The sequence below is a fragment of the uncultured Pseudokineococcus sp. genome (genome assembly GCF_947495735.1).
Taxonomy (GTDB): Bacteria; Actinomycetota; Actinomycetes; order Actinomycetales; family Quadrisphaeraceae; genus Pseudokineococcus.
Map to the genome: position 1 here is coordinate 13,349 of NZ_CANMAA010000007.1, position 23,534 is coordinate 36,882.

22 protein-coding genes are annotated in these 23,534 nt (G+C 76.7%); 10 read left to right on the top strand and 12 right to left on the bottom strand.

Features of this window, described 5'->3' with window-relative positions; all coding sequences use genetic code 11:
- Positions 1–58 precede the first annotated feature (58 nt).
- Positions 59–1,348: an endo-1,4-beta-xylanase gene (locus tag Q0848_RS10945; protein ID WP_366146554.1), complete on the top strand. Its 1,290-nt coding sequence runs from the start codon at positions 59–61 to the stop codon at positions 1,346–1,348.
- Positions 1,349–1,376: 28 nt separating this feature from the next.
- Here the strand turns inward: Q0848_RS10945 and Q0848_RS10950 are convergent, their stop codons facing one another.
- The 5 genes from Q0848_RS10950 to Q0848_RS10970 all read right to left on the bottom strand — a co-directional run bounded on the left by Q0848_RS10950 (position 1,377) and on the right by Q0848_RS10970 (position 7,644).
- Entirely contained in the window at positions 1,377–2,381 is a 1,005-nt protein-coding gene (locus tag Q0848_RS10950; protein WP_299037459.1) for a sugar phosphate isomerase/epimerase, read from the bottom strand.
- Positions 2,382–2,489: 108 nt separating this feature from the next.
- Positions 2,490–3,677: a Gfo/Idh/MocA family oxidoreductase gene (locus Q0848_RS10955; protein ID WP_366146555.1), complete on the bottom strand. Its 1,188-nt coding sequence runs from the start codon at positions 3,675–3,677 to the stop codon at positions 2,490–2,492.
- Between the two features lie 83 nt (positions 3,678–3,760).
- Positions 3,761–4,837 (bottom strand): substrate-binding domain-containing protein, encoded by a 1,077-nt coding sequence (locus Q0848_RS10960; protein ID WP_299037461.1) that lies wholly within the window; start codon positions 4,835–4,837, stop codon positions 3,761–3,763.
- Between the two features lie 117 nt (positions 4,838–4,954).
- Positions 4,955–6,034 (bottom strand): ABC transporter permease, encoded by a 1,080-nt coding sequence (locus Q0848_RS10965; protein ID WP_299037462.1) that lies wholly within the window; start codon positions 6,032–6,034, stop codon positions 4,955–4,957.
- Entirely contained in the window at positions 6,031–7,644 is a 1,614-nt protein-coding gene (locus Q0848_RS10970; protein WP_366146556.1) for a sugar ABC transporter ATP-binding protein, read from the bottom strand. The genes Q0848_RS10965 and Q0848_RS10970 overlap by 4 nt, the downstream gene beginning before the upstream one ends.
- Positions 7,645–7,904: 260 nt before the next feature.
- On the opposite strand from Q0848_RS10970, the gene Q0848_RS10975 reads away from it, so the two are divergent.
- Complete coding sequence (locus Q0848_RS10975) at positions 7,905–9,155, top strand: ROK family transcriptional regulator (RefSeq protein WP_299037466.1); 1,251 nt, start codon at positions 7,905–7,907, stop codon at positions 9,153–9,155.
- Between the two features lie 43 nt (positions 9,156–9,198).
- Here the strand turns inward: Q0848_RS10975 and Q0848_RS10980 are convergent, their stop codons facing one another.
- Complete coding sequence (locus Q0848_RS10980) at positions 9,199–11,025, bottom strand: thiamine pyrophosphate-requiring protein (RefSeq protein ID WP_299037468.1); 1,827 nt, start codon at positions 11,023–11,025, stop codon at positions 9,199–9,201.
- A gap of 176 nt (positions 11,026–11,201) precedes the next feature.
- Here Q0848_RS10980 and Q0848_RS10985 point away from each other — a divergent pair, with 176 nt between their 5' ends.
- The 7 genes from Q0848_RS10985 to Q0848_RS11015 all read left to right on the top strand — a co-directional run bounded on the left by Q0848_RS10985 (position 11,202) and on the right by Q0848_RS11015 (position 17,882).
- Positions 11,202–11,930, top strand: a complete 729-nt coding sequence (locus tag Q0848_RS10985; RefSeq protein WP_299037470.1) for a response regulator transcription factor — start codon at positions 11,202–11,204, stop codon at positions 11,928–11,930.
- Entirely contained in the window at positions 11,927–13,531 is a 1,605-nt protein-coding gene (locus Q0848_RS10990) for a cell wall metabolism sensor histidine kinase WalK (RefSeq protein WP_299037471.1), read from the top strand. Before Q0848_RS10985 ends, Q0848_RS10990 begins: the two co-directional genes overlap by 4 nt.
- A 189-nt stretch (positions 13,532–13,720) precedes the next feature.
- Positions 13,721–15,271, top strand: coding sequence for a S1C family serine protease (locus Q0848_RS10995; protein WP_299037473.1), 1,551 nt, complete (start codon positions 13,721–13,723; stop codon positions 15,269–15,271).
- Positions 15,272–15,444: 173 nt separating this feature from the next.
- A complete protein-coding gene (locus Q0848_RS11000; protein ID WP_299037475.1) occupies positions 15,445–15,735 on the top strand; it encodes a WXG100 family type VII secretion target in 291 nt (96 codons plus the stop codon).
- Between the two features lie 129 nt (positions 15,736–15,864).
- Positions 15,865–17,043 (top strand): GTP 3',8-cyclase MoaA, encoded by a 1,179-nt coding sequence (gene moaA / locus Q0848_RS11005; protein WP_299037478.1) that lies wholly within the window; start codon positions 15,865–15,867, stop codon positions 17,041–17,043.
- Between the two features lie 7 nt (positions 17,044–17,050).
- Positions 17,051–17,380, top strand: coding sequence for a MoaD/ThiS family protein (locus Q0848_RS11010; protein WP_299037480.1), 330 nt, complete (start codon positions 17,051–17,053; stop codon positions 17,378–17,380).
- Positions 17,373–17,882 (top strand): GNAT family N-acetyltransferase, encoded by a 510-nt coding sequence (locus Q0848_RS11015; protein ID WP_299037482.1) that lies wholly within the window; start codon positions 17,373–17,375, stop codon positions 17,880–17,882. Before Q0848_RS11010 ends, Q0848_RS11015 begins: the two co-directional genes overlap by 8 nt.
- 160 nt (positions 17,883–18,042) lie before the next feature.
- Here Q0848_RS11015 and Q0848_RS11020 read toward each other — a convergent pair whose 3' ends face one another.
- From Q0848_RS11020 to Q0848_RS11045, 6 genes are all read right to left on the bottom strand, one after another.
- Entirely contained in the window at positions 18,043–18,456 is a 414-nt protein-coding gene (locus Q0848_RS11020; RefSeq protein ID WP_366146557.1) for a molybdenum cofactor biosynthesis protein MoaE, read from the bottom strand.
- Positions 18,457–18,563: 107 nt separating this feature from the next.
- Positions 18,564–19,277: a DUF4031 domain-containing protein gene (locus Q0848_RS11025; protein WP_299037486.1), complete on the bottom strand. Its 714-nt coding sequence runs from the start codon at positions 19,275–19,277 to the stop codon at positions 18,564–18,566.
- Between the two features lie 219 nt (positions 19,278–19,496).
- A complete protein-coding gene (gene groL / locus Q0848_RS11030; RefSeq protein ID WP_299037488.1) occupies positions 19,497–21,128 on the bottom strand; it encodes a chaperonin GroEL in 1,632 nt (543 codons plus the stop codon).
- 312 nt (positions 21,129–21,440) lie between these two features.
- Positions 21,441–21,647 (bottom strand): cold-shock protein, encoded by a 207-nt coding sequence (locus Q0848_RS11035; RefSeq protein ID WP_299037490.1) that lies wholly within the window; start codon positions 21,645–21,647, stop codon positions 21,441–21,443.
- Between the two features lie 225 nt (positions 21,648–21,872).
- On the bottom strand, positions 21,873–22,049 hold the full coding sequence (locus tag Q0848_RS11040; protein ID WP_299037491.1) for a hypothetical protein: 177 nt from the start codon (positions 22,047–22,049) through the stop codon (positions 21,873–21,875).
- A 2-nt stretch (positions 22,050–22,051) separates the two neighbouring features.
- Entirely contained in the window at positions 22,052–22,306 is a 255-nt protein-coding gene (locus Q0848_RS11045) for a DUF3263 domain-containing protein (protein WP_366146558.1), read from the bottom strand.
- Positions 22,307–22,529: 223 nt separating this feature from the next.
- Between Q0848_RS11045 and Q0848_RS11050 the strand changes: the two genes are divergently transcribed.
- On the top strand, positions 22,530–23,366 hold the full coding sequence (locus tag Q0848_RS11050; RefSeq protein ID WP_299037495.1) for a uracil-DNA glycosylase: 837 nt from the start codon (positions 22,530–22,532) through the stop codon (positions 23,364–23,366).
- The last annotated feature ends 168 nt before the right edge of the window (positions 23,367–23,534 follow it).

A 23,534-nucleotide genomic window follows, 5' to 3' on the forward strand; every position in this document is an offset into this window, starting at 1 on the left:
GCCACCGCTCCCCCAGCCACCGCTCCCCGACCGCCGACGAGAGGCGCACGCCGTGCCCCTGCCCCACCGCTCGCCCTCCCCCGACCCGCAGCTGGCCCACCGCACCGCGGACGCCGTGCTCGAGCTGCGCGGGCCCGACGGCGCACCGCTGGCCGGCACCGACGTCGTCGTCGAGCAGACGCGGCACGCGCTGTCGCTGGGCAACATCGGGTTCGACTTCGTCGGCCACGCGAACGGCGAGACGGAGGCCGACCCGGACAGCGCCTTCGGCGGCGCCTCGCCCGGGCTCGCCGAGCGGCTGGCGGAGCTGTACGTGGACCTCTACAACACCACGACGCTGCCCTTCTACTGGGGCGGCTTCGAGCCCGAGCGCGGGAAGCCGGACACCGCTCGCCTGCTGCGCACCGCGCGGTGGTTCGCCGACCAGGGGGTCCGGGTCAAGGGGCACCCGCTCGTGTGGCACACCGTCACGGCGGACTGGCTGCGCGACCTGCCGACCGAGGAGGTGGAGGCCGCCCAGCGCGCCCGCATCCGGCGCGAGGTGGGCGCCTTCGCCGGCGTCGTGGACGTGTGGGACGCCGTCAACGAGGTGGTGATCATGCCGGTCTTCACCAACGAGGAGCGGATGAACGGCATCACCCGCCTGTGCCGCGAGCGGGGTCGCATCGCCGTGATCCGGATGGCGTTCGAGGAGGCCCGCGCCGCCAACCCCTCAGCCACCCTGCTGCTCAACGACTTCGACATGTCCCCGGCGTACGAGTGCCTGGTCGAGGGCGTGCTGGAGGCCGGCGTGCAGGTCGACGCCCTGGGCCTGCAGAGCCACATGCACCAGGGCTACTGGGGCGAGGAGAGGACGCTGGCCGTCCTCGAGCGCTTCTCCCGGTACGGCCTGCCGATCCACATGACCGAGAGCACGCTGCTGTCCGGGCCCCTCATGCCGCCGGAGGTCGAGGACCTCAACGACTACCGCGTCGAGTCCTGGCCGTCCACGCCCGAGGGCGAGGAGCGGCAGGCCGACGAGCTGGTGCGGCACTACCGCACCCTCGCCTCCCACCCCTCCGTGGAGGCCATCACCTACTGGGGCCTGACCGACGACGGGGCGTGGCTCGGCGCGCCGGTCGGCCTCGTGCGGGCCGACGGCACGCCGAAGCCCGCCTACGACGCGCTGCGCGACCTCGTGAAGGGCGAGTGGTGGCTGGCGCCCACGACGCTGCGCACCGACGAGCAGGGCCGCGTGCGCGTGCGCGGGCTCCTGGGCGACTACCGCGCCACCGCGGGCGGCGCCACGGCGGCGTTCTCGCTGCAGGCGCCGGGCGAGGTGCGGGCGAGCGCCGTCCTGACGGGCTGAGACCGCCAGGAGGGCGCGGCCCCCGGCCTCAGCGCCCCCCGAAGGCCGCGTCGAAGGAGGCGGACGGCGGGTCGAACTGCTGGGCGCGCACGAAGGCCAGGGCCTCCGGCGCCCCGTGCAGCCGGTCCATCCCGGCGTCCTCCCACTCCACCGAGACGGGGCCCTCGTAGCCGATCGTCGTGAGCATCCGGAAGCACTCCTCCCACGGCACGTCGCCGTGCCCGGTGGAGACGAAGTCCCACCCCCGGCGGGGGTCCGCCCACGGCAGGTGCGACCCGAGCCGGCCGTTGCGCCCGTTGCCCACCCGGCGCTTCGCGTCCTTGCAGTCCACGTGGTAGATCCGGTCCCGGAAGTCCCACAGGAAGCCGACCGGGTCCAGGTCCTGCCAGACGAAGTGGCTCGGGTCCCAGTTCAGGCCGAAGGCCGGGCGGTGGTCGACGGCCTCGAGCGCCGCCACCGTCGTCCAGTAGTCGTAGGCGATCTCCGAGGGGTGGACCTCGTGGGCCCACCGGACGCCCACCTCGTCGAAGACGTCGAGCAGCGGGTTCCACCGGTCGGCGAAGTCCCGGTAGCCGGCCTCGACGAGGCCCTCGGGCACCGGGGGGAACATGGCGACGTACTTCCAGATGCTCGAGCCGGTGAAGCCGACGACGGTGTCGACGCCGAGCCGGGCCGCGGAGCGCGCCGTGAGCTCGATCTCGCGCGCCGCCCGCCGGCGCACGCCCTCGGGGTCGCCGTCGCCCCACACCCGCTCCGAGAGCATCGCCCGGTGGCGCTCGTCGATCGGGTCGTCGCAGACGGCCTGACCGGTGAGGTGGTTCGAGATGGCCCAGACCCGCAGGCCGTGGCGCTCGAGGACGTCGAGGCGGTCGCGGACGTAGGCGTCGTCCTCGGCGGCGCGGGCGACGTCGAGGTGGTCGCCCCAGCACGCGATCTCCAGGCCGTCGTAGCCCCAGCCGGAGGCGAGAGCGCACACCTCCTCGAACGGGAGGTCGGCCCACTGGCCGGTGAACAGGGTCACGGGACGGGTCACGCGCGTCTCCTCGGGTCGGGCTCGTCGAGCCGGATCTCGGACTCGGGTTCTCCAGCAGCGGTTCTGGGTGCGGCCCGCCCGCCCCCCGCACGGGCGGGCCGCACCGGCTCAGCCGGCGGCGCGGCGCGGCGCGGCGTCCTGCGCGGGGGCGGGCACCTCGACCCACCGCCCCCCGGCCGCCGCGCTGCGCTCCACCGCGTCGAGGACCCGCTGCACCACCAGGCCCTCCCGGAAGGACGGCGAGGGGGCGCGACCGGCGGCGAGGTCGCCGAGCAGGTCCACGGCCTGGTGCGTGAAGGCGTGCTCCCACCCGAGGACGTGCCCGGGGGGCCACCAGCCCGACATCCAGGGGTGCCCCGGCTCCGTGACCACCACGCGGCGGCGGCCCTCGACCAGGGCGTCGCCCCCGCGCTCGTGGACCTGGAGCTCGTTGAGCCGCTCGAGGTCGAAGACCACGCTGCCCAGCTCGCCGTCGACCTCCAGCCGGAGGGCGTTCTTGTGCCCCGTGGCCGTCCGCGACGCCTCGAAGGTGGCCAGCGCGCCGCCGTCGGTCCGCGCGAGGAAGACGGCGGCGTCGTCCACCGTCACCGGCGCCGTGGCCCCCCGGGCGCCGGTGCCGCCGGTCAGCCCCGAGGGACCGTCCACCACCGGGCGCTCGCGGACGAAGGTCTCGAGCAGCCCGGTGACCCCCGTCAGCCGCTGGCCGGTGACGTGCTGGGCGATGTCCACGGCGTGGGCCCCGATGTCGCCGAGCGCGCCGGAGCCGGCGCGCTGCTTGTCGAGGCGCCACGACATCGGCGCGTCGGCGTCGACGAGCCAGTCCTGCAGGTAGGCCACGCGCACGTGGCGCAGCGCCCCGAGACGCCCGGAGGCCACGAGCTGGCGCGCCAGCTCCAGCGCGGGCACCCGTCGGTAGGTGAAGCCGACCATGGAGCGCACGCCGCGCGCGGACGCCTCCTCGGCGACGGCCACCATGGCCTCGGCCTCCTCGACGGAGTTGGCGAGCGGCTTCTCGCACAGCACGTGCTTGCCGGCGGCCAGTGCGGCGCAGGCGATCTCGGCGTGCGTGTCGCCCGGCGAGCAGATGTCGACGAGGTCGACGTCCTCGCGCTCGAGCAGGGCCCGCCAGTCGGTCTCCACGTCCGCCCAGCCCAGGCGCTGCGCCGCCTCGGCGGCCCTGGTCCCGTCCCGCCCCGCGAGCGCCGCGAGGCGGGGCAGCAGCGGCACGGGGAAGCTCGCCGCCGCCGAGGTCCAGGCGCGGCTGTGGGCGGCGCCCATGAACGAGTGGCCCACCATGCCCACCCCGAGGGCGGGCCGGTCGTCGGCTGCGCCGACCCGGGGGCCGGACGGGAGGGACCCCTGCTCGGCGGTGCGCGGGCTCACGACTCGAACGCCATCGGCAGGTAGTCGTCGACGTTCTCCGCCGTGACGACCGGGGCGTACAGCGTCATGGAGCGGGGCACCTCGTTCTCCACGAGGTCCGAGAGCCCCTTGCCCTGGGCGATCAGACGGGCCAGGCGGATGCCGTCGGCCGCCTGGGTCGAGGGGTAGACGACCGTGGCCTGCACGACCGAGCCGCCCTCCTGGATGTCCCGCATCACGTTCGCGGACCCCGCCCCGCCGACCATGATGAACTCGTCCCGACCGGCCGCCTCGATGGCGGCGAGCACGCCGACGCCCTGGTCGTCGTCGTGGTTCCACAGGGCGTCGATCTCCGGCGCCGCCTGGAGCAGGTTCGCGGTCACCGCCTCCCCCGACTCCACGGTGAACTCGGCCGCGACGCGGTTGTCCACGTCCAGGCCGCAGTCGGCGAGCGCGTCGGCGAAGCCCTGGCTGCGGTCCTGCGTCAGGGGCAGCGAGTCGATGCCGGCCACCTCCGCGACGACGGCGTCGGGCTGGTCGCCGAGCTGCTCGCAGATGTAGGTGCCGGCCGAGACGCCCATGCCGTAGTTGTCGCCGAGGACGGTGGAGCGCGCGGCGAAGGGGCTCGAGAACTCGCGGTCCACGTTGATGACGGGGATGCCCTCCTCCATGGCGCGCAGGGCGATCGGCGTCAGCGCGGCCCCGTCGACCGGGAGCAGCACGATGGCGTCGACGCCCTCGTTGATGAAGGTCTCGACCTGGCTGATCTGCAGGCCGACGTCGTTGGTGCCCTCGGCCTGCCGGAGCTCGACGTCCTCGTAGCCGTCGGCCTCCGCGACGGCGGCGGTGCTGACCGCGGCCATCCAGCCGTGGTCGGCGGCCGGTGCGGTGAAGCCGATGACGACCTCGTCGCCGGGGGCGTCGTTGCCGCTGCCGGCGGCGGGCGCCGCCGCGGCCTCGGCGCTCTCCTCCTCGGGCGCGGCGTTGCTGACGCAGCCGGGGAGCAGCACGGCGACGGCCAGGGCGGTCGGCAGGGCGAGCGCACGGCTGCGGCTGCGGCGGGCGGCGGTGCGGGGGGTGCGGGTGGTCGACATCGTCGTCTCCTGGGGGTGGTGGCACGGGGTGCGCGGTCGGGTGGTGCCGGGGGGCGCGGCGGTGCGCGGGGTCGCGGGGAGGGCCGGCGGGACGGGTGCGGGACGCGGAGGCCGGCGCTAGTGCCGCCCGCTGCCGGAGCTCGCCCTCCCGGCGACCCGCTGCTGCAGGAGGACCGCGCCGACGATGACCGCGCCGCTGGCCACGGCCTGCACGGACGTGGAGAGGTTGTTGAGGACGAAGACGTTGGTCAGCGTCGTGAAGATCAGGACGCCCAGGACCGTGCCCGTGATGGTGCCGCGGCCACCGGCCAGGAGGGTCCCGCCGATGACGACGGCCGCGATGGCCTCGAGCTCGAGCAGGGTGCCGTGGGTGGAGCTGCCCGTCGTGGTGCGGGCCATGAGCATCACCGCGGCGATGCCGCAGGTGAGGCCGCTCAGGGTGTAGAGCATCAGCGTGTGCCGCTGCACGCGGATGCCGGCGAGGCGGGCGGCCTCGGGGTTGCCCCCGACGGCGAAGGTGCGCCGCCCGAAGGTGGTGCGGTTCAGCAGGACCCAGCCCGCGGCGGCCACCAGCCCGAAGACGAGCACGAGGACGGGGACGCCGAGGACCGACGCGCCGAAGAAGTCGGCGAAGCCGGGCACGCCGTCGATGATCTGGGTGCGGCGGCCGGCGATGATCTCGGCGAGGCCGCGCGAGGCGACCAGCATGGCCAGCGTCGCGATGAAGGCGACGACCCTGCCGTAGCTGATGACCACGCCGTTGACGAACCCGGCCGCGGTCCCCACGGCGAGGGCCGTGAACACCATGACGCCCCAGTGCAGGTCCGCGGCCAGGGCCTGGGTCGCCAGGGTGGTGGCCCACACCGAGGACAGCGCCACGAGGCCCCCGACGGACAGGTCGATGCCGCCGCCCGTGATGACGAAGGTCATGCCCACGGCCACGATGCCGACGACGGCCGCGGCGCGCAGCACCGTGACGAGGTTGTCCACCGACGCGAAGCGCTCCCCCGCCGTGAGCGCGCCGACGGCGCACAGCACGAGCAGGGCGAGCACCAGGCCCGCGCTGCGCCCGGCCGAGCCGGACAGGAGCCCCGCCCGCCGGCGTCCGCCGGAGGCCCCGGGCTCGGGCGACGGCTCGGGCAGGCCCAGGGCCGCCCCCGGCTGCGCCGTCGTGCTGCTGCTGCTGCTGACGCTCATGCCGCGCTCCCGTGCGTCGTGGGGGCTCCGGGCCCCGGTGCGGTCGTGCTGGGCGGTGCCGTCGGGCCGGGCGGGGCGGACGTCCCCGGCGAGGAGGTGGAGGCCCTGCTCCCCCGCCTCGCGCCGCCCCCCTGCATCACCAGGTCCAGGACCCGGTGCTCGTCGAGCTCGCCGGCGGGCCCCTGGTGCACGACCTCGCCGTCGGCCACCACGAGCACGCGGTCGGACAGGCCGAGGACCTCCTCGATCTCGCTCGAGACGACGACGACCGCCACGCCCGAGTCCGCCAGCGCCCGCACCAGGGCGTACAGCTCGGACCGGGCGCCGACGTCCACGCCGCGCGTCGGCTCGTCGAGCAGGAGCACGCGGCAGCCGCGCAGGAGCCAGCGCCCCAGCAGGACCTTCTGCTGGTTGCCCCCCGAGAGGTCGCCCGCGGGCCGCTCGGGGTCGCGGGGCCGCACGTCGAGCGCGGCCACCTGCTCGTCGGCCGCGGCGCGCTCACGCCCCCGGTCGACGAGGCCGCCACGGGCGAAGCGGCCCAGGCTCGAGAGGCTGATGTTGCGGACGACGGACTCGCCGAGGACCAGGCCCTGGCTCTTGCGCTCCTCCGGGCACAGCCCGACCCCCGCGCGGACGGCGCCGGCCACGTCCCCCGGGCGCAGCGGCCGGCCGTCCACCTCCACGACGCCCGAGGTGGCTCGGCGTGCGCCGTAGACCGTCTCGACGATCTCGGACCGGCCGGCGCCCACGAGCCCGGCGAGGCCGACCACCTCGCCCGCGCGGACGTCGAAGCTGACGCCGGTGAACTCCCCCCGCCGCGCGAGGTCCCGCACCGAGAGCACCGGGGCGGCGTCCTCGACCGGCGCCGGGCGCGGTGGGAAGACGTTCTCCACGGAGCGCCCGGTCATCAGCCGGATGACCTCGTGCGTGGGGGTGTCCCGGACGTCGAGCGAGGAGGCCACCGTCCGGCCGTCCTTGAGGACGGTGATGCGGTCCCCGATCTCGCGGACCTCCTCCAGCCGGTGGGAGATGTAGACGACGGCCACGCCCTGGGCCGTGAGCTCGCGCACGACGGCGAACAGCCGCTCGACCTCGCCGGAGTCGAGCACGGCCGAGGGCTCGTCCATGATCATCAGCTGCACGTCCCGCGAGAGGGCGCGCGCCATGCTGACCACCTGCTGCGCCGCCGCGGGGAGCGAGCCCACCTCCGCCGAGGGCGAGATCTCGGGGTGCCCGAGCCGGGCGAGCAGCGCCGAGGCCCGCTGCCTGGCCTCCCTCCGCCGGGAGAGCCCGGCGCGCGAGCGCTCCTGCCCCAGCTCGACGTTGTCCGCGACGGTCAGGCCGTCGACGAGGTCGAGCTCCTGGTAGATCGTGCCGATGCCGAGGTCGATGGCGGCCTGGGGGGTCGTGACCCGCACGGGCTCCCCCCGCCACACCAGCTCCCCCTCGTCGGGGGCGTGGGCCCCCGCCAGGACCTTGATCAGCGTGGACTTGCCGGCGCCGTTCTGGCCCAGCAGGCAGTGCACCTCGCCGGGGAGGACCTCGAGGTCCACGCCGTCGAGGGCGCGCACGCCCGGGAAGGCCTTCACGAGACCGGTGCACCGCAGCAGCGGCGCACCCGCCGCGGGCCGCGGCGCCGGGGGCGCGGTGCTCGGCTCAGCTGGCACGGGTGCCTCCTCGTCGACGTCGACGCCGTCGTCTCCGCCACCCCGGGGGGTGACCCGGCTCCTTCGCCGGGCACGACGGACGCTAGGGAGACTTCTGACGCCCGTCAAGCAAAAGTTCTCCGTCGACGGTGTGAAAGGCCTCACGTCCCGCCGCGTAGTGTCGGTCGGCGGTCACCTGGCACCGCGGCAGAGCAGGAGGACCCATGGCGCAGCAGACCCCCGCCGCCGGGACGGCCGAGGCCGTGCCGCCCCCCGCCGGGGCGCCCGCGAGCCGCTCGGGCGCCGCACGCCCGCGGCCGGCCGTCGCCGGGGTCGGCGACCTGTTCCAGCACCTGCGCGACGGCCGCGCCCGCACCCGCGCCGAGCTCGCGGAGACGACCGGCCTGTCGCGCTCCTCCATCGCCTCCCGCGTCGACCGCCTGCTGGAGTCCGGGCTCGTCGCCGCGGTGGGAGAGGCGGTCTCCACGGGCGGGCGGCCACCGGCCCGCTTCGCCTTCGCCCCGGGGTCGCGCGTCGTGCTGGGCGCCGACCTCGGGGTCACCCACGGCGTCGTGGAGCTCACCGACCTCGCCGGCGAGGTGCTCGCGGCGCACGCCGCGCCGCTGCGCATCGCCGACGGCCCGGAGCCCGTGCTCGAGTGGGTCGTCCGGACGGCCTCGCACCTGCTCGAGCGCGCCGGGCGCGGCCCCGAGGAGCTGGTGGGCACGGGGATCGGCCTGCCGGGCCCCGTCGACCACGGCAGCGGGCGCCCCGTGCGGCCGCCGATCATGCCCGGCTGGGACGACGCCGACGTCCGCGGCCTCGTCGGCGCGCACCTGCCCGGCGTCGTCCTGGCCGACAACGACGTCAACCTCATGGCGCTGGGAGAGCACGTCCACGCGTGGCGCGGGGCGGACCACCTGCTCGTGGTCAAGGTCTCGACCGGCATCGGCCTGGGCATCATCAGCGGCGGCCGGCTCGACCGCGGCGCCCGCGGCGCAGCGGGCGACCTCGGCCACGTCCAGGTGCCCGGCCGCGACGACGCCCCGTGCGCGTGCGGCCACACCGGGTGCCTCGAGGCGGTCGCCGGGGGCGGGGCCCTCGCGCGGGCGCTGGCGGCGGACGGCGCGCGGGTCGAGGGCGTCGGGGACGTCGTGGAGCTGGTGCGCGGCGGGGACGCCCGGGCCGTGGCCGCCGTCCGCACCGCGGGTCGCGACCTCGGTCGCGTCCTCGCCACCTGCGTCAACATCCTCAACCCGTCGGTGGTCGTCCTGGGCGGCTCCCTGGCCGAGGTGGACGAGCACCTGCTGGCCGGCGTGCGCGAGGTCGTCTACGCGCGCTCGCTGCCCCTCGCGACCGCGGACCTGCGGGTGGTCCGCTCGCAGATGGGCGACCGGGCGGCGGTCGCGGGCGCCAGCGCGATGGTGGCCGAGCACGCCCTCTCCCCCGAGGGCGTGGACGCCGCCTGCGGGTGACCGGGGGCGGGTGACGGGCGGCCGCCGCCCCGGCACCCGGCGCTCAGTCGCCCCGCAGCGCCCCCGCGACGGCGCGCCCGGCGGCGCCGACCGACTGGCGCAGGCCCTGGCGCAGGACGCCGGCGGCAGCCGGGTCCCCCTTGAGCTGGCTCTTGAGGGTGTTCCACGCCTGCTCGGCGCTGGGGTGCGGCGGGATCATCGGCACGTCCTCGTCCACGACCGCGTCCAGCACGAAGGGGCGGTCCCACGCCCACGCGGCGTCGAGGGCCGACCCGACCTGCTCGGGCCCGTCGAGGCGCCGCCCGGCCAGCCCGAGCAGCTCCGCCCAGCCCGCGTAGGGGACGTCGGGGACGCGCTGGGCGTCGGCGTAGGGCACCTCGCCCTGCTGCGCCCGCGCCTCCCAGGTGACGAAGGACAGGTCGCGGTTGTTGAGCACGAGGACGACGAAGCGCGGGTCCGCCCACCCGCGCCAGCGCTGGGCGACGGTGATGAGCTCGTTGACGCCGTTCATCTGCATGGCCCCGTCCCCGATGATCGCGAGGACGGGCCGGTCGGGGTGGGCCTCCTTGGCGGCGAGGGCGTACGGCATCCCGCCGCCCATCGACAGCAGCGTGCCGGACAGCGAGGCGAGCATCCCCGGGCGCATCGACAGGTCCCGGGCGAACCAGGCGGTCGCCGTGCCGCAGTCGGCAGCCACCATGACGTCGTCGGGCAGGCGGTCGGACAGGCCGCGCACGACCAGCTGGGGGTTCAGCGGCTCCGCCTTCGCCGTCGCGCTCTCCAGGCTCCAGGCGTCCCACGCGCGGTTCCAGCGCGCGACGTCCTCGCGCCAGGACGGGTCGGGCTGCGCCCCGCCGTCCTCCTCCAGGAGCGGCAGCAGCGCCGCCAGGGTGAGCGCCGCGTCGCCGACGAGGTTGACCTCCGTCGGGTAGCGCAGCCCGCAGCGGGCGCCGTCGACGTCGATCTGCACGGCCCGCGCCGCCCCGGGCGCCGGGTAGTACTCGCTGTAGGGCATCGTCGAGCCGACGATGAGGAGGGTGTCGCAGCCGTCCATGAGCTCCCACGACGGCCGCGTCCCGAGCAGCCCGATGGCGCCGGTGACCCACTCGAGGTCGTCGTCGAGCACCGTCTTGCCGAGCAGCGCCTTCGCGACCCCCGCGCCCAGCCGGTCGGCCACGGCCGTGAGCTCCTCGCGAGCGCCCGCGGCGCCGACGCCGGCCAGGACCGCCACCTTCTTGCCCGCCCGCAGCACCTCGGCGGCGGCGCGCAGGCTCTCGGCCGGCGGCGTCCCGACCGGGCTGCTCGGCACGGACGAGGTGTGCACGTACCCGTGCGCGTACGGCGGGTGCTCGACGGCGTCGGCGTCCTGGAGGTCGCTCGGCAGGACCAGCACCGTGACCGTCCGGTGCGCCAGCGCCGTGCGCGCCGCGCGGTCCACCGCGTGCTGCACCTGCGAGGCGTCCGACAGGACGTGCACGTAGTCCCCGGCGACGTCCTTGACGAGGTTCGCCAGGTCCACCTCCTGGTAGAACGACGTCCCCAGCGCCGAGGTGGCGGTGTGCCCCAGCAGCGCGACCACGGGGACGTGGTCCATCTTCGCGTCGTACAGGCCGTTGAGGGCGTGGATCGCCCCGGGGCCCGAGGTGACGGCCACGACGCCGAGGTCGCTGCCGCCGTACTTGACGTCCGCGCACGCCGCGAAGGCGGCCGTCTCCTCGTGCCGGACCTGGACGAACTGCGCCGCGCCCCGCTGGGCCGCGCGGTCGACGGCGGACATCACGCCGCCGATGCCGTCCCCGGCGTAGCCGTAGTACCGGTGGGCGCCCCAGGTGGCCAGGCGCGAGACGAGGTGGTCGCCGACGGTGGGCATGGGGGACCTCCGAGGTGGGGGGGTGGGCGCCCCACCCTCGCCGCCGGGGCGGCCGGGCGCACGCCGCGGGGCCTCGGCGAGGCCCCCCAGGACGGGGCCGGCCGGACAGCCGGCGCCCAGCGACCTCCCAGGCGAGGGGCAGACGCGGGCCAGGCTCGGCGCGCACACTGGCCGACATGACCGACTCACCGGAGGCCCGCCTCCTCGTCGTCGACGACGAGCCGAACATCCGCGAGCTGCTGTCCACCTCGCTGCGCTTCGCGGGCTTCGAGGTGCACACGGCCGCGGACGGGCACGAGGCGCTGCGGCAGGCCGAGCGCGTGCGCCCGGACCTCCTCGTCCTCGACGTGATGATGCCGGACCTCGACGGGTTCGCCGTGACGCGCCGCCTGCGCGAGCGCGGGCGCGACACGCCGGTCCTCTTCCTCACGGCGAAGGACGACCTCGCCGACCGCGTGCAGGGCCTGACGGTGGGCGGCGACGACTACGTCACCAAGCCCTTCAGCCTCGAGGAGGTCGTCGCCCGGATCCGCGCCATCCTGCGGCGCACCGGGGGCGGGGCGGCGCCGGCGCCGGGCCACCTGGTCTTCGCCGACCTGGAGATGGACGAGGACAGCCACGAGGTCCGCCGCGGCGGGCGCGACGTCGAGCTCTCCCCCACCGAGTTCAAGCTGCTGCGCTACCTGATGCTCAACCCGAACCGGGTGCTGTCCAAGGCGCAGATCCTCGACCACGTGTGGAACTACGACTTCAACGGCGAGGCCGGGATCGTCGAGTCCTACATCTCCTACCTGCGCCGCAAGGTCGACACCGGGACGGGCCTCGACGGCCAGCCGGTGCACCCGCTGATCCACACCCGCCGCGGCGTCGGCTACGTGCTGCGCCTGCCCCCCGAGGCGGCGTGAGCCCCACCCGCTACGCCCGGGTCACGCGCCGGCTGCCCGAGCCGGTGCGCCGGCGGCTGCCGGCCGAGCCACCGCCGCCCGAGGTGGGCCCGGACGGCACCGAGCGCCGGCCCCCCGCGTCCCGCTGGGTCGACCAGGTCCCGCTCAGCACCAAGCTCGTCGTGCTCGTCGCCGGGCTGCTCCTGCTCGCGCTGCTCGTCACCGGCGTGACGACGACGTCGCTGCTGCGGTCGGTGCTCGTGGGCAGCGTCGACGACCAGCTGGTGGCTCAGAGCGCCACCCCGCGCGACATCAGCAGTCTGCTCCAGCGCCAGGCGGCCGGCGAGGACGCAGCGGTGCCCACCGACTACGTCGTCGTCGTGACCGACGACGACGGGCGCGTCAGGTACCCGCCGGAGACCCCGGGGGCAGACCTGCCGGACCTCAGCGGCCTCGACGTCGAGGTCGCCGTCGAGCGCGAGGGCGCTCCCTTCGGCGACGACGACTGGCGGGTCGTGGCGGTGCCCTTCCCCGCCCAGGGCGAGGTCCTGTCCATCGCCTACCCGCTCGACCAGGTCGACGCGGCCGTGTCGACCGTGCGGACCCTCTTCTGGCTGGTGGCGCTGGCCGTCCTGGTCGTCGCCGCCCTCGCCGGGCGCGTGGCGGTGCGCCGCTCGCTGCGCCCGCTGCGCGAGGTGGAGGCGGTGGCCGTCGCCTACGGCGCCGGGGACGCCAGCCGGCGGGTGCCCGACGCGTGGCCGGGCACCGAGGTGGGGCGCCTGGGCGAGGCCGTGAACGCCATGCTCGAGCGCATCGAGACCTCGCTGGCCGCGCGCGAGGCGTCCGAGGCGCGCATGCGGCGCTTCGTCGCCGACGCCAGCCACGAGCTGCGGACGCCGCTGGCCGCCATCCGCGGCTTCGCCGAGCTGCACCGGCAGGGCGCCGTGCGCGAGCCCGCCGACGTCACGGCCGCCTTCAGCCGCGTGGAGACCGAGGCGTCCCGCCTGGGCGGGCTCGTCGAGGACCTGCTCGCCCTGACCCGCCTCGACGAGCAGCGACCGCTGCGCCGCGACCCCGTCGACCTCCTCGTCCTGGCCGGCGACGCCGTCCACGACCTGGGCGCGCTGGCGCCCGACCGCGCCGTCCGCCTGACCGGGCTCGACGGCTCCCCGGCGCCCTCGCCCGCCCCCGTCACCGGCGACGACGCCCGGCTGCGCCAGGTGCTCACCAACCTGGTGGGCAACGCCGTCCGGCACACGCCCGCGGGCACCCCGCTGGAGATCGGCGTCGGCGTCCGGCGGCACGAGGGCGGGGCCTGGGCCACGTGGCAGGTCGTCGACCACGGCGCCGGCATCCCCCCGGACGAGGCCGAGCGGGTCTTCGAGCGCTTCTACCGCTCGGACACCTCGCGGACCCGGGGCAGCGGGGGCGGCAGCGGGCTGGGGCTCGCCATCGTCGCCGCCCTGGTCCGGGCCCACGGCGGCGCGGCGCGGGTCGTCCCGACGCCCGGCGGCGGGGCGACCGTCGAGGTGGCGCTGCCCGCGGAGGAGCTGCCGGACGACGACGCCGCCTACGACGACGAGGTCGACGACCTCGACGGCGAGGGCCCGCTCGAGCGCTGAGCGAGCCGCCCGCCCGCCCGCGTCGGCCGGCAGCGGGAGCGTGCGGGTGCGGGCGGTCCGGCGCACGGGCCCGCCTTCGGAGGCAACGTCCAGGCTGCACCCGGGGTGCGCGCATCCGCGGGGTCTCTACTGGTCGCATCGCCCGGAGCGTCCCGCTCCGCGCCTCGCACCACCCGCAGGAGGAACGACGTGACCCACCCCGCCCCGCCCCAGGCCGGCGTCCCCGGTGACCGGCTCCCCCCGCGCGACGGCTCCGACCGGGACCCGCACGGCCCCTACGACGTGCACGGCCACCACGACGGGGCGCCCGCTGCGCGCTACGCGGGGCAGCCGGTGGGTGGCGGCGCACCGTCCTCGTGGGAGCGCCCCCGGGCGAGCTCCCCGCAGACCGGCTCCGCCCAGGCCAGCCCCTCGCAGACCAGCCCCTGGCCCTCGGACCCGTGGGCGGCGCCGACCACCGGTGCCCGCCACGGCGGCGAGCAGCCGACCGCCTGGTACGGCGCGGCTCCGCCGCCCCAGGGCCCCGGGGGCAGCGCCCCGACCGACGGCGCGCGCCCGTCCCGCCAGCGCCGCGGGCCCGGCTGGGGCTCCCTGGTGGCCGTCGGCCTCGTCGCCGCGCTCGTCGGCGGGGGCGCCGCCCTCGGCGTCGACGCGCTGACCGACCGCGGCGCGTCCACGACGTCCGCGGCGGCCCTCGCGCCGTCCTCCAGCTCGTCGTCCGCCTCCGGCTCCGCCGGCGCCCCGGCCACCACCGGCGCCGTCGACTGGCAGCGCGTGTCCCGGGAGGTCGCCCCCAGCGTCGTCGCGATCCAGGTGGCGAGCCAGGCCGGCTCGGGCGAGGGCTCCGGCGTCGTGCTGGACGACCAGGGCCGGATCCTGACGAACTACCACGTCATCAACGGCGCGGGCCCGGGCGCGCAGCTGCGGGTGGTCCTGTCCGACGGCCGCGTCCACGACGACGTGACCGTCGTCGGGGAGGACGCCGCCACGGACCTCGCCGTGCTCCAGATCGCCGACCCGCCGGCCGACCTGCCCGCCGCGACCCTCGGCGACTCCGCCGCCGTCGAGGTGGGCCAGCCCGTCATGGCCGTCGGCAACCCGCTCGGCCTCACCGACACCGTGACGACCGGCATCGTCTCGGCGCTCGACCGCCCCGTGACGACCACGCAGCAGACCGCGCAGGAGCAGCCGCAGCAGCAGCTGCCCTTCGGCACCTCGCCGCAGCAGCAGCAGACGGAGCAGGTGGTGACCAACGCCATCCAGACCGACGCCGCCATCAACCCCGGCAACTCCGGCGGCGCGCTCGTGGACGCGAGCGGCGCCGTGATCGGCATCAACTCCTCGATCGCCAGCACGGGCGAGGCGGCCGGGTCCATCGGCCTCGGCTTCGCCATCCCCTCGGACGAGGCGCGGCGGATCGCCGACGAGCTCATCGCGGACGGGACGGCGGACCACGCCTGGCTCGGCGTCTCGCTCACCGACGCGACGGCCACGGCCGACGGCACGACGCGCCTGGCCGCCGGCATCCAGGAGGTCACGGGCGGGACGCCCGCCGAGGAGGCCGGCCTGAGGGCCGGGGACGCCGTGACGGCCGTCGACGGCCAGCCGGTGGTCGGCGCCGAGTCCCTCACCGCCCAGCTGCGGGAGCGGGCGCCCGGCACCGAGGTGGAGCTCACGGTCGTGCGCGACGAGCAGCAGAGCGCCGTGCCGGCCGTGCTCGGCACCCGCGCCGTCGGCTGACCACCGCCCTGCCGGCACCTCCGACGACGCCCCGGCGCACCGCGCCGGGGCGTCGCGCCGTCCGCGCCCGCGGCGGCGCCCGGGGCCTGTGGACGAGCGCTGCGGAGGCGCGGCGCGGCGACCTAGCGTCCCGCGCAGCGGGACCGCACCGGTCCCCGAGACGAGGAGGTGCCGTGAGCAGGTTCGAGGTCGACAGCGGCCAGGTGCAGCAGGCGAGCGCGGCGGTGCGGGCGTCGTCCGCCGCCCTGGCCGGCGAGGTGGACCGGATGATGCGCTCCCTGCTGGACCTGCAGGGCAGCTGGAAGGGGCAGGCCTCCAGCCAGTTCCAGGCCGTCGTGGCCGACTGGCGCGGCACGCAGGAGCGCGTGCGCTCCTCGCTGGACCAGGTGAACGGCGCGCTCGCGGCCGCGGGCACGTCCTACGCCGAGGTCGAGGAGCGCAACGCGCGGATGTTCGCCCTCTGACGGTCCGCCCACGCCCTCGGGCGTCCGCCCTCCGGAGCCCGGTCACCGGCCCGCCCCCCGTCGGGCCGGTGGCCGACCGGGACCTCGGTCGGGGGCGGGCGCCCTGCCGCAGACGTACCCTGGTGGGCGATGAGCGTCCCGCAGGCACCCACGGCACCGACCGGTGCCGTCGCGCTCGGCATGCCCCCCGTGCGGCGCCCGCCGCGGGACGCCCGCGACCCCGCCGCCGTGGCCGCGGCCACGGCGGGGCGGCCCGCCGTCCCCGGGCTGGTGGACCGCTCCGGGCGCACGGCGGTCGACCTCCGCGTCTCGCTGACGGACCGCTGCAACCTGCGGTGCGGGTACTGCATGCCGCCCGAGGGCCTGGACTGGATGCCGGACGACCAGCGCCTGTCCGACGACGAGGTCGTCCGCCTCGTGCGCCTCGGGGTGGAGCGCCTCGGCGTCCAGGAGGTCCGCTACACCGGCGGTGAGCCGCTGCTGCGGCGCGGCCTCGAGCGCATCGTCGCCGAGACGACCGCCCTGCGGACGGCCGACGGCGCCGCCGTCGAGGCGTCCCTGACCACCAACGCCCTCGGCCTGGACCGACGGGCCGCCGGGCTCGCCGCCGCCGGGCTGCGCCGGGTCAACGTCTCCCTCGACACCCTCCGCCCCGACCGCTTCGCGCGGATCACCCAGCGCGACCGGCACGCCGACGTCCTCGCCGGCGTGGCCGCGGCCGCCGCCGCGGGCATCGGGCCGATCAAGGTCAACGCGGTGCTCCTGCCCGGGGTCAACGACGACGAGGCGCCCGAGCTCCTCGCGTGGGCCCTGGAGCACGGCTACGAGCTGCGCGTCATCGAGCAGATGCCGATCGACGCCCAGGGGGCCTGGACGCGCGAGGGCCTCGTCACGGCCGACGACGTCCTCGCCCGCTTGCGCAGCGCCTACGACCTCGAGGCCGAGGACCCGGCGGTGCGGGGCGGCGCCCCCGCGCAGCGGTGGTGGGTGCGCCCCCTGGGCGCCGACCCGGCGTCGCCGCCGCTGGGCCGCGTCGGCGTCATCGCCTCCGTCACCCGCCAGTTCTGCGGGCCGTGCGACCGCACCCGGCTCACCGCCGACGGCCAGGTGCGCAGCTGCCTGTTCTCGACGTCCGAGACCGACCTGCGCGGGCTCCTGCGCTCGGGGGCGAGCGACGACGAGGTCGCCGACGTCTGGCGCGCGGCGATGTGGGGCAAGGCCCCGGCGCACGGCATCGGCGAGGCCGAGCCGCTGACGACGAGCGGCTTCGCGCGTCCGTCGCGGTCCATGAGCGCGATCGGTGGATGAGGAGCGCATGACCACGCACGACACCGCGCGCAGCGGCACCGCCGTGGACGGCGCCCGCCTGCGCGTCCGGCTCTTCGCGGGCGCCGCGGCGGCCGCGGGCACCGAGGAGGACGTCGTCGACGTCCTCGCCGGCGAGGCGGGGGCGGTCCCGGTGGTCGCCGACCTGCGCCGCGCGCTCGCCCGGCGCCACCCGGCCCTGGGCCCGGTGCTCGAGGTCGCCACCGTGCTCGTCGGGGAGGTGGCCGCCGGGCCGCAGGACCCGGTCGTCGTCGGGCCGCAGGACCCCACGGCACCGCTGCCCGTCGTCGACGTGCTGCCCCCCTTCGCCGGTGGCTGACGCCGGGCGGGGTGGCGTCGAGGTCCGCGTCGTGCCCGGTGACGACCCGCGCCACGCCCGGCTGGTGCGCGCCGCCGAGGCGGAGCTGCGCCGGCGCTACGGCGACGGCTCGCTCGAGCCGCCCGAGGGCCTGCCCGCCCCAGAGGCCGGTGACGTCGTCCGCCTGCTCGCGTCGGCGCCCGACGACGCGGAGCCCCTGGGCTGCGCGGTCGTCGCGCCGCTGCCGGTCGCGGGCCCGGGCGTCGGCGAGCTGAAGCGGCTCTTCGTGCCCGCGTCGGCCCGGCGGCGCGGCGTCGCGACGGCGCTGCTCGCCGCCGCCGAGGACGCCGCCCGGCAGCGCGGGTTCCGGGCGCTGCACCTGGTCACGGGCACGCTGCAGCCCGAGGCGATCGCCCTGTACGAGCGCGAGGGATGGCGCCCGGCCCCGGCCTACGCCTGGGCGGACGACGAGATGACGCGGACCTACGGCAAGGGCCTGGTCGCCGCACCCGCCGAGCGCTAGGGCCCGGCTCGAGCTCCACCCCCGTCCCGGCCAGGCCGAGGCACGTCGGCGGAGCGCCGCCGCGGGGCGGTCGTGGCATGCCGGCCCGCTCGTCGGGCGGTCAGGGCGTGCCGGCCCGCTCGTCGGGCGGTCAGGGCGTGCCGACCCGCTCGTCGGGCGGTCAGGGCATGCCGACCCACTCGTCGCCGCCGTCGGACAGGAGCTGGTGCTTCCAGACCGGCAGGCGGGCCTTGACCTCCTCGACGACGACCTCGCAGGCGGCGAAGGCCTCGCGGCGGTGCGCGGCGGACACGGCGACGGCGAAGGCGACGTCCCCGACCTCCAGGGCGCCGGTGCGGTGGCTCACAGCCAGGGCGTCGACCGGGTGCGCCGCCAGCACCTCACGCGCCACCTCCTCGACGACGCGACCGGCGGTGGGGTGCGCGGAGTACTCCAGCCGCGCCACGCCGACCCCGTGGTCGTGGTCGCGCACCACGCCGCCGAAGGTGACGACCGCCCCCGCCGCGGCGTCCTCGACGGCGGCGGCGTGCTCGGCGACGTCCAGCGGCTGCTCCGTGACGACGGCGCGGGCCAGGCGCCGAGCCGGTGCCGAGACGCGCGAGGAGTCGCGCTCCCGGGCTGGGCCGCGGGGTGCGGAGACGTCCGAGGTGCTCACGCGCCCACGGTAGGCCTGCGCCGAGGTCAGCGCCGCGCGGCCACGACCGCCTCGAGCGAGTGGACGACGAGCGGCCACCAGGGCGGCGCGCCGCACACCTGGGCGGCGCTGGTCACCGGGACGCGACGCAGCTCGTCGAGCGCCCCCGCGACGACCTCCGACGGGGCCGCGTCGACGAGCGCGAGGTGGCGCCAGGACGACGACGGCGCCCGACGCCCCCCGGCGGCGGGGTCCGCCGGCGGCCGGTGGCGGGTGAAGCCGAGCGGCCGGCCCACGACCGGGACCACCACGGGCAGCGCCCAGCGACCGTCCTGCGAGCCCGCCAGTCGGCGCAGCAGCAGGCACCGGTCGTCGTCGAGCACGAGCCCGCGGACGCCGCGGGTCGTGGGGGCCGGGGGCGGGTGGGAGCTGGCGACGAGGTCGACGTGGACGGCCGCGCCGTCGGTCCTGCGCTCGAGCCAGCTGTCGAGCACCCGCTGCCCGCGGCGCTTGGGCACCCGCAGGCCGCTCGCGACGAGGCGTCGCAGCAGCTCGCCCGCCGGCACGAGGACCGCGCCGGCGGCCAGCAGGTCCTCGAGGCGCTCCGCCGGCACGTCGTAGTGGTCGCCCTCGAAGCCCCGCGCGGGGATGCCGACGCGGCGCGCGAACGCGTGCAGCTCCTCGAGGGAGACGTCGCTCACGAGGTGCGACCACTCGCGCCCGTGCGCGGGCCAGCGCGGGGGGTCGACGAGCACGGCCACCGCCCGACCCTACGTCCGGGCGCGCCCGCTCCCGCCGGCCGACGTGGCCGCGCGCCGCCGTCCCCGGCGCCCCTCGCCCGACGTGGCCGCAGGTCGGGGTCTCGACGGCACGGCGAGCGGGCACGGGGACGCCACGAGGGCGGCACCCCGGTGGGGTACCGCCCTCGTGGGACGTGCAGCTCGGTCAGGAGCGGTGCCGGGCGAGCCCGGCGGGCGGACTCAGAAGTCCATGCCGCCCATGCCGCCGTCGGCGCCAGCGCCGGCGCCGGCGCCAGCCTTCTCCGGCTTGTCGGCGATGACGGCCTCGGTGGTGAGGAACAGGGCCGCGATGGACGCCGCGTTCTGCAGCGCCGAGCGGGTGACCTTCACCGGGTCGTTGATGCCGGTGGCGAGCATGTCGACGTACTCGCCGGTGGCCGCGTTGAGGCCGTGGCCGACCTCGAGGTTGCGCACCTTCTCCGCCACGACGCCGCCCTCGAGACCGGCGTTGACCGCGATCTGCTTGAGCGGGGCCTCGACGGCGACCTTGACGATGTTCGCGCCGGTGGCCTCGTCCCCCGTGAGGGACAGGGTCTCGAAGGCGGTCTTGCCGGCCTGGATGAGGGCCACGCCACCACCGGCGACGATGCCCTCCTCGACGGCCGCCTTCGCGTTGCGGACGGCGTCCTCGATGCGGTGCTTGCGCTCCTTGAGCTCGACCTCGGTGGCCGCGCCCGCCTTGATGACGGCGACGCCGCCGGCGAGCTTGGCGAGGCGCTCCTGGAGCTTCTCGCGGTCGTAGTCGGAGTCGCTGCGGTCGATCTCCGCGCGGATCTCGTTGACGCGGCCGGCGATCTGGTCGCTGTCGCCCGCACCCTCGACGATGGTCGTCTCGTCCTTGGTGATGGTGACCTTGCGCGCCTGGCCGAGCAGCTCCAGGCCGGTGGTCTCGAGCTTGAGGCCCACCGTCTCGGAGATGACCTGGCCGCCGGTGAGGATGGCCATGTCCTGCAGCATCGCCTTGCGGCGGTCGCCGAAGCCCGGCGCCTTGACGGCGGCGGAGCGGAAGATCCCGCGGATCTTGTTGACGACCAGCGTGGCCAGGGCCTCGCCGTCGACGTCCTCGGAGATGATGACGAGCGGCTTGCCCGACTGCGTGACCTTCTCGAGCAGCGGGAGCAGGTCCTTGATCGAGGAGATCTTGCCCTCGTTGAAGAGGATGTACGCGTCCTCGAGGACGGCCTCCATGCGCTCGGAGTCCGTGACGAAGTAGGGCGAGATGTAGCCCTTGTCGAAGCGCATGCCCTCGGTGAGCTCGAGCTCCAGGCCGAAGGTGTTGCTCTCCTCGACCGTGATCACGCCCTCCTTGCCGACCTTGTCCATGGCCTCGGCGATGAGCTCGCCGATGGACGCGTCGCCCGCGGAGATGCCCGCGGTGGCGGCGATCTGCTCGCGCGTCTCGACCTCGGTGGCGGAGGCGAGGAGCTGCTTCGAGACGGCCTCGACGGCCTGCTCGATGCCCTTCTTGAGGGCCATCGGGTTGGCGCCGGCGGCGACGTTGCGCAGGCCCTCGCGGACCATCGCCTGGGCCAGGACCGTGGCGGTCGTGGTGCCGTCGCCCGCGACGTCGTCCGTCTTCTTGGCGACCTCCTTGACGAGCTCGGCCCCGATCTTCTCGTAGGGCTCCTCGAGCTCGATCTCCTTGGCGATGGAGACGCCGTCGTTCGTGATCGTGGGGGCGCCCCACTTCTTCTCGAGCACCACGTTGCGGCCCTTGGGGCCGAGGGTGACCTTGACGGCGTCGGCGAGCTGGTTCATGCCGCGCTCGAGGCCACGGCGGGCCTCCTCGTCGAACGAGATGATCTTGGCCATGCTGGGGGTTTCCTCCCGGTGACGGGTGGGCGGCCGGTCGGTGCCCGCGACGGACGAGCCGCGGCGCAGCGGTCACGTCCCGCCGCGCGCACGGCCCTCACCTGACGACCGAGGTCCGTTGTCACTCTCGTGCGAGAGTGCCAGTCCCCATGATGAGCACTCCTCCCCCTCGAGTGCAAACGACCCGGCCCCCGGATCTGCGGCCGCGCGGGCGCCGGCGCCCCGGCCCCGGGACCCCGACGCACGACGACGCCGCCGCCCGGTGCGGGCGACGGCGTCGTGGGTGGCAGCCCGGCTCGGGCGCCGTGAGGGTCAGGAGGCGAGTCGCACGGCCTCCGCCTGGGGGCCCTTCTGGCCCTGGCCGACCTCGAACTCGACCTGCTGGCCCTCCTCGAGGGAGCGGTAGCCGTCCATCTGGATGGCGGACCAGTGCACGAAGACGTCCGGGCCACCGCCGTCGACGGTGATGAAGCCGTACCCCTTCTCGGCGTTGAACCACTTCACGGTTCCCTGAGCCATGGTGCTACTCCTGTGTCGCTGTGTGCGGGTTCGCGGCGCCGTCGGGCACCCCGGGTCTCACGCTCGCGGAGCTCGCGATGGTTGCGACGCGCGGGTCGTCCGTCCGGGCGCGCCCGGGACCGGTGCTCGTCGAACTGCTCGACCGGCGCCGAGAGTAGCCGCTCGCTCCCCGCGCTGGCGAGGAACGGAGGAGGTCGCTGCGCCCCCTCAGCGGCGCGGAGGAGCTCAGCGACCCAGGTCGAACCAGAGGGTGACGACCAGCGCGGCGAGCACCGCCAGCGCGAGGACGAGCAGCACGGGGGCGACCCGGCGCAGCGCGCTCGGCCGGGCCCGGTGCGCCCCCTGGCGGCGGGGGTCCTCGGGCAGGTCGTCGAGCTCGTCGCGCGGCGGGCCGGACGCCACGCCTAGCCCCGCGCGCCGAGCCGGCGCTCGGTGCGCGAGCGCTGGCGCTGGCTGCGCATGCGCCGCAGCCGCTTGACGAGCATGGGGTCGTGCGCCAGGGCCTCCGGGGAGTCCAGGAGGGCGTTGAGCACCTGGTAGTAGTGCGTCGCCGAGAGGTCGAACAGCTCGCGGACCGCCTGCTCCTTGGCCCCGGCGTAGCGCCACCACTGGCGCTCGAAGGCGAGGATCTCCGCGTCGCGCTCGGACAGCGCGCCCACCGGCGGGCCGGGGACGGCGGGCGCGTGGTCGGCGCCGGCGGCTGCCTCGTCCACGGGGTCTCCTCTCGAGCGCGGCGCGGCGCGCGTCCGCGCCGCTCGGGCACCCTACGCCGCGGATGACACCGGTGTGGTTCGTCGCAGGAGCACCACCCGACCGGCGCCCGCGCGGCCCCGGGGGCCGCCCGGGCGCCGGGCCGTCGCGGGCCGCGCCTAGCGTGGACGGGTGCCGAGGCCGCCGTCCCAGTCCCCGTCGCCGTCGTCCTCCCCGCCCCCGGTCCCGGACGACCAGCTCGCGCTCCTGCCCGAGCCGCCGGCACCGGCGCCGGAGGGCCCGTCGGCGGAGGTGGGCCCGTCGGCGGAGGTCGCGCGCGCCGCGGAGCGCGCCGGCGTCGACCTGGGTGTCGTGCACCCCGGGTGGTGGCCCGCGCTGGGCGCGGCCCGGCACGCCCTCGTGCGCGCGCTGGACGCGCTGGCGGACGACGTCGCCCGCGGCCTCGAGGTGCTGCCGCGCGGCGGCCGGGTGCTGCGCGCCCTCGCCCAGCCGCCCGGGGACGTGCGCGTCCTCGTGGTCGGGCAGGACCCCTACCCGACGCCGGGCCACGCGGTGGGCCTGTCCTTCTCCGTCGAGGCGCACGTGCGCCCGCTGCCGCCCACGCTGCGCAACCTGCTCGCCGAGCGCGACGCCGACACCGGCCTGGCCCCGGCCGCCACGGGCGACCTCTCCCCCTGGGCCGACCGCGGGGTCCTCCTGCTCAACCGCGTGCTCACCGTGGAGGCGGGCCGCTCGGCCGCCCACCGGGGCCGCGGCTGGGAGCAGGTCACCGAGGAGGTCGTGCGGGCCCTGGTCGCCCGGGACCTCCCGCTGGTGGCCGTGCTCTGGGGCCGCGACGCCCAGGCGCTGCGCCCGGTGCTCGGCGTCACGGCGGTCGTGGAGAGCGCGCACCCCAGCCCCCTGTCCGCCCGGCGGGGGTTCACCGGCTCCCGGCCCTTCTCGGCCGTCGACGCGGCCCTGGCGGCGCAGGGCGCGGGCCCGGTCGACTGGTCGCTCCCGACGTCCTGAGCGCCGCCTCGACCAGCGGACCGGCGCGCCGTCGTCGGCGGGCGCTGGTAGGACTGCCTCCCCCCGGTCGGGCACCCTGGGGGCGCGTCGGCGCCAGCTCCCCGCCCGCCGCTCGACCCAGCAGAGACGGGACCCCGCTGTGACCACGCCGCCCACCGGCCCCGCGCC

What these genes read in the sequence shown, in the direction of transcription:
- Q0848_RS10955 (WP_366146555.1), bottom strand. Translation starts at nt 3,677, where the DNA reads ATGGTGGGCCACTCGTTCATGGGCGCCGCCCACAGCCGCGCCTGGACC.
- Q0848_RS10960 (WP_299037461.1), bottom strand. Translation starts at nt 4,837, where the DNA reads ATGTCGACCACCCGCACCCCCCGCACCGCCGCCCGCCGCAGCCGCAGC.
- Q0848_RS10965 (WP_299037462.1), bottom strand. Translation starts at nt 6,034, where the DNA reads ATGAGCGTCAGCAGCAGCAGCAGCACGACGGCGCAGCCGGGGGCGGCC.
- Q0848_RS10975 (WP_299037466.1), top strand. Translation starts at nt 7,905, where the DNA reads ATGGCGCAGCAGACCCCCGCCGCCGGGACGGCCGAGGCCGTGCCGCCC.
- Q0848_RS10980 (WP_299037468.1), bottom strand. Translation starts at nt 11,025, where the DNA reads ATGCCCACCGTCGGCGACCACCTCGTCTCGCGCCTGGCCACCTGGGGC.
- Q0848_RS10985 (WP_299037470.1), top strand. Translation starts at nt 11,202, where the DNA reads ATGACCGACTCACCGGAGGCCCGCCTCCTCGTCGTCGACGACGAGCCG.
- moaA (WP_299037478.1), top strand. Translation starts at nt 15,865, where the DNA reads ATGAGCGTCCCGCAGGCACCCACGGCACCGACCGGTGCCGTCGCGCTC.
- Q0848_RS11010 (WP_299037480.1), top strand. Translation starts at nt 17,051, where the DNA reads ATGACCACGCACGACACCGCGCGCAGCGGCACCGCCGTGGACGGCGCC.
- groL (WP_299037488.1), bottom strand. Translation starts at nt 21,128, where the DNA reads ATGGCCAAGATCATCTCGTTCGACGAGGAGGCCCGCCGTGGCCTCGAG.
- Q0848_RS11035 (WP_299037490.1), bottom strand. Translation starts at nt 21,647, where the DNA reads ATGGCTCAGGGAACCGTGAAGTGGTTCAACGCCGAGAAGGGGTACGGC.